This is a genomic window from Streptomyces sp. NPDC096323 (assembly GCF_040302845.1).
Classification (GTDB): domain Bacteria; phylum Actinomycetota; class Actinomycetes; order Streptomycetales; family Streptomycetaceae; genus Streptomyces.
In genome coordinates this window covers 354,584-367,428 of sequence record NZ_JBEOSI010000005.1, presented here as the reverse complement: position 1 = coordinate 367,428, position 12,845 = coordinate 354,584, and the positions used below count along the sequence as shown (strand labels likewise).

Annotated in this window: 9 protein-coding genes; 2 read left to right on the top strand and 7 right to left on the bottom strand. The window is 69.0% G+C overall.

From position 1 onward, the window contains the following. The first annotated feature begins 442 nt into the window (after positions 1-442). Complete coding sequence (gene rpoB, locus ABTX18_RS16545) at positions 443-3,928, top strand: DNA-directed RNA polymerase subunit beta (protein ID WP_352123403.1); 3,486 nt, start codon at positions 443-445, stop codon at positions 3,926-3,928. A gap of 129 nt (positions 3,929-4,057) precedes the next feature. Further along, positions 4,058-7,957: a DNA-directed RNA polymerase subunit beta' gene (locus tag ABTX18_RS16540; protein WP_352123402.1), complete on the top strand. Its 3,900-nt coding sequence runs from the start codon at positions 4,058-4,060 to the stop codon at positions 7,955-7,957. 93 nt (positions 7,958-8,050) lie between these two features. On the opposite strand, the gene ABTX18_RS16535 is transcribed toward ABTX18_RS16540, so the two are convergent. The 7 genes from ABTX18_RS16535 to ABTX18_RS16505 form a co-directional block, all read right to left on the bottom strand. Continuing rightward, a complete protein-coding gene (locus ABTX18_RS16535) occupies positions 8,051-8,311 on the bottom strand; it encodes a hypothetical protein (RefSeq protein ID WP_352123401.1) in 261 nt (86 codons plus the stop codon). After that, positions 8,308-8,529, bottom strand: a complete 222-nt coding sequence (locus tag ABTX18_RS16530) for a hypothetical protein (protein WP_352123400.1) — start codon at positions 8,527-8,529, stop codon at positions 8,308-8,310. Before ABTX18_RS16530 ends, ABTX18_RS16535 begins: the two co-directional genes overlap by 4 nt. A gap of 13 nt (positions 8,530-8,542) precedes the next feature. Next, a complete protein-coding gene (locus tag ABTX18_RS16525) occupies positions 8,543-9,460 on the bottom strand; it encodes a peptidoglycan-binding protein (protein WP_352123399.1) in 918 nt (305 codons plus the stop codon). Between the two features lie 49 nt (positions 9,461-9,509). Beyond that, positions 9,510-9,773, bottom strand: a complete 264-nt coding sequence (locus tag ABTX18_RS16520) for a hypothetical protein (protein WP_352123398.1) — start codon at positions 9,771-9,773, stop codon at positions 9,510-9,512. Next, positions 9,760-10,104, bottom strand: coding sequence for a hypothetical protein (locus tag ABTX18_RS35830; protein WP_503061159.1), 345 nt, complete (start codon positions 10,102-10,104; stop codon positions 9,760-9,762). The genes ABTX18_RS16520 and ABTX18_RS35830 overlap by 14 nt, the downstream gene beginning before the upstream one ends. A gap of 159 nt (positions 10,105-10,263) precedes the next feature. Continuing rightward, positions 10,264-11,127 (bottom strand): peptidoglycan-binding protein, encoded by an 864-nt coding sequence (locus ABTX18_RS16510; protein ID WP_352123397.1) that lies wholly within the window; start codon positions 11,125-11,127, stop codon positions 10,264-10,266. Positions 11,128-11,264: 137 nt separating this feature from the next. Continuing rightward, complete coding sequence (locus ABTX18_RS16505; protein WP_352123396.1) at positions 11,265-12,713, bottom strand: phage tail protein; 1,449 nt, start codon at positions 12,711-12,713, stop codon at positions 11,265-11,267. Between the last annotated feature and the right edge of the window lie 132 nt (positions 12,714-12,845).

Here is a 12,845-nt window from a genome sequence, read left to right as displayed (position 1 = left end):
CGCCTCTCGTGGGGAGCGCGGACGGCGCCCCAGGGGCGGCCGGAGGCGGGTCCTGGAAGCCCTTACCGGCTGGGGGGCCTTGACGAACCGCACGAGGCGCGCAATTCTCAAGGCGCGTCGTCACATCGATCCGGATCCGAGGCATGGATCGATGACGAAGAGGGCAGTAAAGAAGAGCGCAGCTCGCGCAGGGCTAGACATAGGTGTTGAGAACAGCTGTTGAGAGCAACGTGGGTCTCTGAGAACCCCGACTGGACATCAGTGTGCCGCTTGGCTACACTGACCCTTTGCGCTGCCTGTTAGCTGCCTCCTGCCCGTCACCAGGGGCATACCCATCCTGTACACCGTGGACCAGCCATCCCTCACCTGGGATTTCTGCCCACCTGTCCAGTTTGGGACCGGTACGCGCGTAGTGAGTCCGAGCCCTCGGAAGGACCCCCTCTTGGCCGCCTCGCGCAACGCCTCGACCGCGAATACGAACCACGGTGCCAGCACCGCCCCGCTGCGCATCTCTTTTGCAAAGATCAAGGAGCCCCTCGAGGTTCCGAACCTCCTCGCGCTGCAGACCGAGAGCTTTGACTGGCTCCTCGGTAATGCCGCCTGGAAGGCTCGCGTCGAGGCTGCTCTGGACAGTGGACAAGACGTCCCCACCAAGTCCGGCCTGGAGGAGATCTTCGAGGAGATCTCACCGATCGAGGACTTCTCCGGGTCGATGTCGCTTACGTTCCGCGACCACCGCTTCGAGCCCCCCAAGAACTCGATCGACGAGTGCAAGGAGCGCGACTTCACGTTCGCCGCCCCGCTCTTCGTCACGGCCGAGTTCACCAACAACGAGACCGGCGAGATCAAGTCCCAGACGGTCTTCATGGGCGATTTCCCGCTCATGACCAACAAGGGCACCTTCGTCATCAACGGCACCGAGCGTGTCGTGGTGTCGCAGCTGGTCCGCTCGCCGGGTGTCTACTTCGACTCCTCGATCGACAAGACGTCCGACAAGGACATCTTCTCCTCCAAGATCATCCCTTCCCGGGGTGCCTGGCTGGAGATGGAGATCGACAAGCGCGACATGGTCGGTGTCCGCATCGACCGCAAGCGCAAGCAGTCCGTCACCGTTCTCCTGAAGGCTCTCGGCTGGACCACCGAGCAGATCCTCGAGGAGTTCGGCGAGTACGAATCGATGCGCGCCACCCTGGAGAAGGACCACACCCAGGGCCAGGACGACGCGCTGCTCGACATCTACCGCAAGCTGCGTCCCGGCGAGCCGCCGACGCGCGAGGCTGCTCAGACGCTGCTCGAGAACCTCTACTTCAACCCGAAGCGCTACGACCTCGCGAAGGTCGGCCGCTACAAGGTGAACAAGAAGCTCGGCGCGGATGAGCCGCTCGACGCCGGTGTCCTCACCAGCGACGACATCATCGCGACCATCAAGTACCTGGTGAAGCTGCACGCCGGGGAGACCGAGACCGTCGGCGAGTCCGGCCGGGAGATCGTCGTCGAGACCGACGACATCGACCACTTCGGCAACCGTCGTCTGCGTAACGTCGGCGAGCTCATCCAGAACCAGGTCCGCACGGGTCTGGCCCGGATGGAGCGCGTCGTGCGTGAGCGCATGACGACCCAGGACGTCGAGGCGATCACGCCGCAGACCCTGATCAACATCCGGCCGGTCGTCGCCTCCATCAAGGAGTTCTTCGGCACCAGCCAGCTGTCGCAGTTCATGGACCAGAACAACCCGCTGTCGGGTCTCACCCACAAGCGCCGCCTGTCGGCTCTTGGCCCGGGTGGTCTGTCCCGTGAGCGGGCCGGCTTCGAGGTCCGTGACGTGCACCCGTCCCACTACGGACGCATGTGCCCGATCGAGACCCCTGAAGGCCCGAACATCGGTCTGATCGGTTCGCTCGCCTCGTACGGCCGCGTCAACGCGTTCGGCTTCATCGAGACGCCGTACCGCAAGGTCGTCGACGGCCAGGTCACCGACGAGGTCGACTACGTCACGGCCGACGAGGAAGACCGTTACGTCATCGCCCAGGCGAACGCGACGCTCTCCGACGAGCTGCGCTTCACCGAGCCCCGCGTCCTGGTCCGCCGTCGTGGCGGAGAGGTCGACTACGTGCCCGGCACCGAAGTCGACTACATGGACGTCTCGCCGCGCCAGATGGTGTCCGTCGCCACCGCGATGATCCCCTTCCTGGAGCACGACGACGCCAACCGTGCCCTCATGGGCGCGAACATGATGCGGCAGGCGGTGCCGCTCATCAAGTCGGAGGCGCCGCTCGTCGGCACCGGCATGGAGTACCGCTGCGCCACCGACGCCGGTGACGTGCTGAAGGCCGAGAAGGACGGTGTGGTCCAGGAGGTCTCCGCGGACTACATCACCGTGACCAACGACGACGGCACGTACACCACGTACCGGATCGCGAAGTTCATGCGCTCCAACCAGGGCACCTCGGTCAACCAGAAGGTCGTCGTCTCCGAAGGCGACCGGATCGTCGCCGACCAGGTACTCGCCGACGGACCGGCCACCGAGAACGGTGAGATGGCCCTCGGCAAGAACCTGCTCGTGGCGTTCATGCCGTGGGAAGGTCACAACTACGAGGACGCGATCATCCTGTCGCAGCGCCTCGTGCAGGACGACGTCCTCTCCTCGATCCACATCGAGGAGCACGAGGTCGACGCCCGTGACACCAAGCTCGGTCCGGAGGAGATCACCCGGGACATCCCGAACGTCTCCGAAGAGGTCCTCGCGGACCTCGACGAGCGCGGCATCATCCGGATCGGTGCCGAGGTCACGGCCGGTGACATCCTCGTCGGCAAGGTCACGCCCAAGGGCGAGACCGAGCTGACCCCCGAGGAGCGCCTGCTCCGCGCGATCTTCGGTGAGAAGGCGCGCGAAGTGCGCGACACCTCGCTGAAGGTGCCGCACGGCGAGATCGGCAAGATCATCGGTGTCCGCGTCTTCGACCGCGAAGAGGGCGACGAGCTGCCGCCGGGCGTGAACCAGCTGGTCCGCGTCTACGTCGCGCAGAAGCGCAAGATCACCGATGGTGACAAGCTCGCCGGCCGTCACGGCAACAAGGGCGTCATCTCGAAGATCCTCCCGATCGAGGACATGCCGTTCCTGGAGGACGGCACCCCGGTCGACATCATCCTCAACCCGCTGGGTGTCCCGTCCCGAATGAACCCGGGACAGGTCCTGGAGATCCACCTCGGCTGGCTCGCCAGCCGAGGCTGGGACGTCTCCGGCCTCGGTGACGAGTGGGCCAAGCGCCTGCAGTCCATCGGCGCCGACCAGGTCGCCCCCGGCACCAACGTCGCCACGCCCGTCTTCGACGGTGCGCGCGAGGACGAGATCACCGGCCTCTTCCAGGCCACGATCCCGAACCGCGACGGAGACCGGCTGGTCCAGCCCTCGGGCAAGGCCAACCTGTTCGACGGCCGCTCCGGCGAGCCGTTCCCGGAGCCGGTCTCGGTCGGCTACATGTACATCCTCAAGCTCCACCACCTCGTCGACGACAAGCTCCACGCTCGTTCGACGGGTCCGTACTCGATGATCACCCAGCAGCCGCTGGGTGGTAAGGCACAGTTCGGTGGACAGCGCTTCGGTGAAATGGAGGTGTGGGCCCTTGAAGCTTATGGCGCCGCATACGCCCTCCAGGAGCTGCTGACGATCAAGTCCGACGACGTGACCGGCCGCGTGAAGGTCTACGAGGCCATCGTCAAGGGCGAGAACATCCCCGAGCCCGGCATTCCCGAGTCCTTCAAGGTGCTCATCAAGGAAATGCAGTCGCTCTGCCTCAACGTGGAGGTGCTGTCCTCGGACGGCATGTCCATCGAGATGCGCGACACGGACGAGGACGTCTTCCGTGCGGCGGAGGAGCTCGGTATCGACCTGTCCCGGCGAGAGCCGAGCAGCGTCGAAGAGGTCTGACGGGTTGGCCGGCCGGATCCCCGTGATCCGGCCGGCTCTCCCCGGACCCGTTCAGACCATTGCTGAAGTGCCCCGATTTCTCGCGTGAAGCGAGGGGGCTCGAACCCCCGAAAGAGGGATTGACGACAAGTGCTCGACGTCAACTTCTTCGACGAGCTGCGGATCGGCCTTGCCACCGCGGACGACATCCGGACCTGGTCCCACGGCGAAGTGAAGAAGCCGGAGACCATCAACTACCGCACGCTCAAGCCCGAAAAGGACGGACTCTTCTGCGAGAAGATCTTCGGTCCGACCCGGGACTGGGAGTGCTACTGCGGCAAGTACAAGCGTGTCCGCTTCAAGGGCATCATCTGTGAGCGCTGTGGCGTCGAGGTCACGCGCGCCAAGGTGCGTCGTGAGCGCATGGGCCACATCGAGCTTGCCGCTCCCGTCACCCACATCTGGTACTTCAAGGGCGTCCCGTCGCGCCTGGGCTACCTGCTGGACCTCGCGCCGAAGGACCTCGAGAAGGTCATCTACTTCGCCGCGTACATGATCACGTTCGTCGACGAGGAGCGCCGCACCCGCGACCTCCCGTCGCTGGAGGCCCACGTCTCCGTCGAGCGCCAGCAGGTCGAGAACCGTCGCGACTCGGACCTCGAGAACCGCGCCAAGAAGCTCGAGACCGACCTGGCCGAGCTCGAGGCCGAGGGCGCCAAGGCCGACGTGCGCCGCAAGGTGCGCGAAGGTGCCGAGCGTGAGATGAAGCAGCTGCGCGACCGTGCGCAGCGCGAGATCGACCGCCTCGACGAGGTGTGGAGCCGCTTCAAGAACCTCAAGGTCCAGGACCTCGAGGGGGACGAGCTGCTCTACCGCGAGCTGCGTGACCGCTTCGGCACGTACTTCGACGGCTGCATGGGCGCCGCCGCCCTGCAGAAGCGCCTGGAGTCGTTCGACCTCGACGAGGAGGCCGAGCGCCTCCGCGAGATCATCCGTACCGGCAAGGGCCAGAAGAAGACCCGTGCGCTCAAGCGCCTCAAGGTCGTCTCCGCGTTCCTGCAGACCAGCAACAAGCCCAAGGGCATGGTGCTCGACTGCGTGCCGGTCATCCCGCCGGACCTGCGTCCGATGGTGCAGCTGGACGGTGGCCGCTTCGCGACCTCCGACCTGAACGACCTGTACCGCCGTGTGATCAACCGCAACAACCGCCTCAAGCGTCTCCTTGACCTCGGTGCCCCCGAGATCATCGTGAACAACGAGAAGCGGATGCTGCAGGAGGCCGTCGACGCGCTGTTCGACAACGGCCGCCGCGGTCGCCCGGTCACCGGTCCCGGTAACCGCCCGCTCAAGTCCCTCAGCGACATGCTGAAGGGCAAGCAGGGCCGATTCCGTCAGAACCTTCTCGGTAAGCGTGTGGACTACTCCGCGCGTTCCGTGATCGTCGTCGGCCCGCAGCTGAAGCTGCACCAGTGCGGTCTGCCCAAGGCCATGGCGCTGGAGCTCTTCAAGCCGTTCGTGATGAAGCGCCTGGTGGACCTGAACCACGCGCAGAACATCAAGTCGGCCAAGCGCATGGTCGAGCGCGGCCGCACGGTCGTGTACGACGTCCTGGAAGAGGTCATCGCGGAGCACCCGGTTCTCCTGAACCGTGCGCCCACGCTGCACCGTCTCGGCATCCAGGCCTTCGAGCCGCAGCTGGTCGAGGGCAAGGCCATCCAGATCCACCCGCTCGTCTGCACCGCGTTCAACGCGGACTTCGACGGTGACCAGATGGCCGTGCACCTGCCGCTCTCCGCGGAGGCGCAGGCCGAGGCCCGCATCCTGATGCTGTCCTCCAACAACATCCTGAAGCCGGCCGACGGTCGTCCCGTCACCATGCCTACGCAGGACATGGTGCTGGGTCTGTTCTTCCTGACCACCGACGGCGAGCTCCGTGACACCAAGGGCGAGGGCCGCGCGTTCGGCTCCACGGCCGAGGCGATCATGGCGTTCGACGCCGGCGAGCTGGCGCTCCAGTCGTCCGTCGACATCCGCTTCCCGGTGGGCACCATCCCACCGCGTGGCTGGGTGCCGCCGGTCGCCGAGGAGGGCGAGCCCGAGTACCAGCCGGGTGACACCTTCCGGCTGCGGACGAGCCTGGGCCGCGCGCTCTTCAACGAGCTGCTGCCCGAGGACTACCCGTTCGTCGACTACTCGGTCGGCAAGAAGCAGCTCTCCGAGATCGTCAACGACCTCGCCGAGCGCTACCCCAAGGTCATCGTGGCGGCGACGCTCGACAACCTGAAGGCGGCGGGCTTCCACTGGGCGACGCGCTCCGGCGTGACCGTTTCCGTTGCCGACATCGTCGTGCCCGAGGCCAAGAAGGCCATCGTCAGGGGCTACGAGGAGCAGGACGAGAAGGTCCAGAAGCAGTACGAGCGCGGTCTGATCACCAAGGACGAGCGCACGCAGGAGCTCATCGCGATCTGGACCAAGGCGACCAACGAGGTTGCCGAGGCGATGAACGCGAACTTCCCCAAGACGAACCCCATCTTCATGATGGTTGACTCGGGTGCCCGAGGAAACATGATGCAGATGCGTCAGATCGCCGGTATGCGTGGTCTGGTGTCCAACGCCAAGAACGAGACGATTCCCCGTCCCATCAAGGCGTCGTTCCGTGAGGGCCTCACCGTTCTGGAGTACTTCATCTCCACGCACGGTGCCCGTAAGGGTCTGGCGGACACCGCTCTGCGTACCGCCGACTCGGGTTACCTGACCCGTCGTCTGGTGGACGTGTCGCAGGACGTGATCATCCGCGAGGAGGACTGCGGCACCGACCGCGGCCTCAAGCTGAAGATCGCGGTCAAGGACGCGACCGGCGTGCTCCGCAAGACGGACGACGTCGAGACCTCGGTGTACGCCCGCATGCTCGCCGAGGACGTCGTCGTCGACGGCAAGGTCATCGCGCCTGCCAACGTCGACCTCGGTGACGTCCTGATCGACGCCCTGGTGGGCGCCGGCGTCGAGGAGGTCAAGACCCGTTCGGTCCTGACCTGCGAGTCCGCGGTCGGCACCTGTGCCTTCTGCTACGGACGCTCGCTCGCCACCGGCAAGCTGGTCGACATCGGTGAGGCGGTCGGCATCATCGCCGCCCAGTCCATCGGTGAGCCCGGTACCCAGCTGACGATGCGTACCTTCCACACCGGTGGTGTGGCCGGTGACGACATCACCCAGGGTCTGCCCCGAGTCGTCGAGCTCTTCGAAGCCCGTACGCCGAAGGGTGTCGCCCCGATCTCGGAGTCCGCAGGCCGGGTCCGGATCGAGGAGACCGAGAAGACCAAGAAGCTCGTGGTCACGCCGGACGACGGCAGCGACGAGATTCCCTTCCCGATCTCCAAGCGCGCCCGTCTGCTGGTGGGCGAGGGCGACCACGTCGAGGTGGGCCAGAAGCTCACCGTGGGTGCCACCAACCCGCACGACGTGCTGCGGATCCTCGGTCAGCGCGCGGTCCAGGTCCACCTGGTCGGCGAAGTCCAGAAGGTCTACAACTCGCAGGGCGTGTCGATCCACGACAAGCACATCGAGATCATCATCCGGCAGATGCTCCGCCGCGTGACGATCATCGAGTCCGGCGACGCGGAACTGCTGCCGGGCGAGCTCGTCGAGCGTTCGAAGTTCGAGACCGAGAACCGTCGTGTGGTCCAGGAGAGCGGTCACCCCGCCTCCGGCCGGCCGCAGCTGATGGGTATCACCAAGGCCTCGCTGGCGACGGAGTCGTGGCTGTCCGCGGCTTCCTTCCAGGAGACGACCAGGGTCCTGACGGACGCGGCGATCAACGCCAAGTCCGACTCCCTGATCGGCCTCAAGGAGAACGTCATCATCGGTAAGCTCATCCCGGCCGGTACGGGTCTGTCCCGCTACCGCAACATCCGGGTCGAGCCGACCGAAGAGGCCAAGGCCGCGATGTACTCGGCCGTCGGCTACGACGACATCGACTACTCGCCGTTCGGCACGGGCTCCGGCCAGGCCGTTCCGCTGGAGGACTACGACTACGGTCCGTACAACCAGTAGCAGTGAGTGAGAAGGGCGCCCACCCCGTGGTTCACGGGGTGGGCGCCCTTCTGCGTGCCCGGGGTCCGGGGGCCCGGCCCGGTGCGAGCCGGGTCAGCGCATGGCTTCCCACAGGGCGACGGTGAGGCCGGCGGTCGCGGTGAGCGCGCCGACGCTCGGCAGCGGCCAGCGTGCACGTTCCAGCGTGTCGAGGCGTGCCTCGTGGTCCGCCAGTTGTTCGTCGGTCTGGTCGCTGCGCTGCACCAGCAGCGCCAGCTGGCCGTCGGCCCGGGCGAAGCCGGCCTCCAACGAGCCGCGCAGGCGTTCCAGCTCCAGGGCGACGACAACCGGGTTGTTCGGATCAGTCTCGGTCACGGGTGGCTCCTGCGGTCTCTTCCCCGGTCGGCTCGGTGTGTGGCCGGGCCGGGTACGGCCGCCACCCCGGTCAGCGCCCCCGCGACGGCCAGGGCCCCGGCGACCCGGGGCAGGGCCGCCGGGGGACCGGACACGTGGACAACCGCGGGCAGAAGCACGGCACGGGCGAGGACGGTCTGGGCCATGGTGCGGGCGGTGCGGCGAGTGGCGTCGGACATGGTTGCGGACTCCTCACCCCGTGTGCGGGACCTTGAGGGCGTTCCAGGAGGTACGGCCAGGCACCCCGTCGGCCTCGCTGCCTCTGAAACCGAGCTTGCGTTGCCAGGCGGCGTACGAGCGGCGGTCGGCGTCGGTCCAGCGGGGACCCGGCCCGACGGTGTAGGACGAGCAGCGCTCGGCGACGAGCCTTCGGCCCATGGCGGTGATCACGGGGGAGCTGGTGCGGCCGGTGAAGAACGAGGTGCCGGGGAACGGCTGGTACCGGGGGGCGGACGTCCCGCCGGCCGGGGTGCTCGCCGACCCGCCGCTCGCCGGGCTGCTCAGCCGGGTGGCGATACGGTTCCGCAGGGACGGCATGGTGAAGCCGCGCGGATCGACCTTCCAGTCGGACCATTCGAGGTGGCCGATGACGCTGCGGGCGGACCAGCCGTGGGCACGGCAGATCGCCGCGGCCACGCGTTCGATCGCGTCCAGCTGGGCGGTCGGCCAGGGGTCCTCGCCGTCGCCGAGGTTGACGCACTCGAATCCGTAGAAGTGGGCGTTGCCGTCGACGGAACCGGCCCCGCCGTCGTGTTTCCGGGGGGCGGGCGGGCGGTCGCCGTAGTCCTCCGCGATCACTCGCCGCAGTACCGTCGGGTCGCCGCCGCCCGCGTGGTTGGCGCGGCCGTTGCCGACCAGGTGGACGGTGCCGGTCTTGTCGATGACACCGTGGCAGAGCGGGCCCGGCAGTGCGGCGTGTCCGTTGTAGCAGAGCTCGACGGACCCGTCGGTGCCGCTACTGACGGTGTGGTGGATCATCACGCCGTTCAGCGGGCCCCAGGCGCCCTTGTGGTTGCGGTTGTGCGTGCGCCAGCCGCTGTGCTCGACGACGGTCAGGCCCTCGGACCTGAGGGCGGAGAGCAGGGCGGTGGCGGTCAGGGGTGTGGCCATGAGAGTCCTCCGGCGGTGGATGGGGCAGGGAGGCGCGCGGGCGGCGGCGTCAGCGCGCCAGGATCTGCCACAGGGCGAGGACGGCGACGCAGAGAGCGGTGAGGGCGCCGATGCCGGCCATCGGCCAGCGTCCGCGTTCCAGCGCGTCGAGCCGGGCCTCGTGGTCGGTGAGCTGCCGGTCGGTCCGGTCACTGCGCTGGACGAGCAGCGCCAGGGATCCGTCCATCCGGGCGAAGCCGGCTTCCAGGGTTCCGCGGAGCCGTTCCAGTTCGCGGGCGTCGGCGACCGGGTCGTTCGCGTCAGTCGGCGTCATGGGCTTCCCGGGGCGTTGCGGTGGTGGTCCGGCCCGGCCCGGTGAGGGGCGCGATGGTGGCGGCGGGAGCGTCGGGGGTGCCGTCGGCCGGTGTGGTGGGGGTGGGTGCGGTGGCCGGGTCGTCCGGTGTGGTCAGCCAGGCCGGAAGCAAGGCCTGCACGGCCGGGGCGGCCATGGCGCGGGACAGCAGACCCGAGACGGTGAGGGCCGCCCCCGCCCAGGGCAGCGAGCGGGGCAGGGCCCCGCTGTCCACCATGGCGGGCAGAAGGACGGCGATCCCCACGGCGGTCTGCAGGACCGTGCGCAGGGCGCGAGTGGTGGCTTGGGACATGCGGCGTGCCTTTCGTGAGATCGGCCCGGCCGGCGGTGCGGGACGCGGCGCGCCCCTCCGCGCCAGGGCCGCCCCGGCGCCGGACGTGGGTCCGGGGACGGGGTGCCGGGGCGGTGCCGGGGCGGTGCCGGGGCGGTGCGGCCGTCCGGGCGGGCGGGTTCAGGCGGTGTACGGGACCTTCAGCGCGGCCCACGAACCGGCGCCCGGCCAGCCGTCGGCGTCCGCGCCGGTGTAGCCGAGCTTCTGCTGCCACAGGGCGTACGAGGCGCGGTCGGCCTCGCTCCACTGCGAGCCGGGGCCGTCGGTGTACGCGGAGCAGCCCTCGGCGACGAGGCGGCCGCCCATCGCGGCGACGATGGTGGAGCGGGGCGCCGAGGTGAAGAACGCGGAGCCCGGGAACGGCTGGTAGCGCACGGCGCTGCCACCCGGGGCGGCGGCCAGCAGCGCGGTCACCCGCGAGCGCATCGACGCCATGCTGAAGCCCTTGGGGTCGATCTTGGCGTTGGTCCACTCCAAGTGGCCGATGACCGAGGCGGCGTTCCAGCCGTGGGCCCGGCAGATCGCGGCCGACACCCGGGCGACGGCCTCCAGCTGTATCTCGGGCCACGGGTCGGAGCCGTCGCCGAGGTTGACGCACTCGAAGCCGTAGAAACGGGCGTTGCCGTCGGTGTTGTTCTCGTCCGGGGCGGGCAGCGCGGTCTCGTTGACGACGGCGGCCAGCACGTCGTCGTCGCCGAGCCCGGCGTGGTTGGCGCGGCCGTTGCCGACGAGGTGGACGGTGCCGTCCTTGGCGATCACGCCGTGGCAGAGCGGGCCGGGCAGCTCGGCGTAGCCGTCGTAGCAGAGGGCGACGGAGCTGTCGGTGCCGGAGGTGACGGTGTGATGGACGACCACACCGTTCACCGGGCCCCAGGCGCCCTGGCTGTCGCGGTTGTGGTTGCGCCAGTCGCCGTACTCGACGACCCGGACGCCTTCGGCGGTCAGGGCGGTGACGAGGGTGCCGGCGGTGAGCGGGGTTGCCATGGTGGCTCCTTGTGCGGTGCCCGTGGGCGCGGTGCGCCTGCGGGCGGTGCTGGTGTGGGAGGGGGCGGTACGACCCGGGGCCGGCCGAGCGCGCGAGACGCGTACGGCCGGCCCCGGGGGCGGGAGCGGGAGCCCGGTCAGGAGACGGCGGCCCAGATGGCGTTCGCGTCCGCGACGATGGTCGAGGGGGTGAACGAGGTGGGCAGCGAGGTCAGGCCGGTGGCGGCGAGCCGGGCGTGCCGGACGAAGGCGCCGGGCATCCGGGCGCTGCCGCCCGGGTAGTTGCCGACGCTCGCGCCCACCATGAAGGCAGGACCGTTGGTCTTCGGGTCGGGGCCGTTGATCAGCAGCGCCACCCAGTAGTTGCCCGCCGCGGCGGCGTAGGCCGTGGCCAGCTTCAGGACGAAGGTGGTGCCTTCGGTCTTGGTGATCAGCTTGTCCAGGGTGCCGGTGACCCCGACGCGCGTACCGGCGCTGGAGTACAGCCCCGCGTACGAGGTGGCGGCGATTCCGGTGCCGGCGAAACCAGGCACGTAGAAGACGACGTTGGTGACGGTCGCCGCGGTGGTCAGCGGCACGCCTATGAGGTAAACGGTGCCGTTGATGCAGTACTGCGGGCTGGTGACCGAGGACGCCGCCGGGTCGAACGCCCACGCCTTGAAGCCCAGGGAGGCCGGCGTCCAGGTACCGGAGGAGGCCACGTTGTCCACGTAGGAGCGGCGCACCAGCTGATTGGCGTTGGCCGGGTCGGCGGAGACGGTGGGAACGATGGAGAACGTCTTGGCCCCGACGATGGTCTGGGCGCCGCCGAGCAGGACGGCCTGGTCGGCGGAGACCGCCCCGAGGTCGTCCGACGTCAGGGTGATGGCTCCGGTCTGTCCGTTGACGGAGGTGACGGGTGCGGCACCGATCGCCAGGTACCGGGTGTCGGCGGCGGCCGGGGTGAGCGCGCCCAGGTCGACCGCCGCGAGGGTGACGGCCCCCGTCTTTCCGTTGAGGGAGGTGACGCCCTCGCCGGTGCCGTCCGGCAGCTGTGCGAGCGGCACCTTGCCCTCGGCGTCGAGCTGGGCGACCCCGCCGGCCCGGCCGGCGGCCGAGGTGGCCACGGCGCCGATGTCGGCGGCGGCCAGGACGATGTCGGTCTCGGTGTGGCCGTTGACCGAGCGGATGGGGCCGGCCGGGCCCTGCGGCCCCGGTGCGCCCTGCGGTCCTGGGGGGCCCGGCACGCTCACGTACTGCGCTCCGGCAGGGTCGGCGGGGGCGATGTCGGCGAGGTCGATCTCCGCGGCGACGGCCGGCAGAGCGATGCGGTAGGCGCGGTTGCGGCCGACGCCGGCGATCCGCTCGGTGACGGCGTACGTCCAGCCGAACGGGTTCCAGCCCTCGGCGTCGGTGGCCGGGAGCGTGACGTCGATCCGGCCCTCGGAGTCGAGCGTGGCGACGGTGGGGCCGCCGACGAAAAGGTCGGCCTGGGAGTGGGTGAGCAGCGCCGGCGGCTGGAACTCGACATTCCCGCTGTGCGGGCGGCCGTCGAGGGTGAAGTACTGGGCGGTGAGCCGGACGGTCGGGATGGATTCGGGCAGCACGGGAACTCCGGTGTCTGGCAGGTGTCTGGGAAAGGGGAACGGGACGTGCGGCGGTGCACGGCCCTACGGCGGGGGCAAGGGCCGGGTCCGGGGACGCGGGAGTGGCACAGGCGCCCAGGGCCGGGTGCGGTG

Coding starts and splice junctions, on each gene's coding strand:
- ABTX18_RS16530 (WP_352123400.1), bottom strand. CDS start 8,529: ATGTCCGACGCCACTCGCCGCACCGCCCGCACCATGGCCCAGACCGTC.
- ABTX18_RS16525 (WP_352123399.1), bottom strand. CDS start 9,460: ATGGCCACACCCCTGACCGCCACCGCCCTGCTCTCCGCCCTCAGGTCC.
- ABTX18_RS16520 (WP_352123398.1), bottom strand. CDS start 9,773: ATGACGCCGACTGACGCGAACGACCCGGTCGCCGACGCCCGCGAACTG.
- ABTX18_RS35830 (WP_503061159.1), bottom strand. CDS start 10,104: ATGTCCCAAGCCACCACTCGCGCCCTGCGCACGGTCCTGCAGACCGCC.
- ABTX18_RS16510 (WP_352123397.1), bottom strand. CDS start 11,127: ATGGCAACCCCGCTCACCGCCGGCACCCTCGTCACCGCCCTGACCGCC.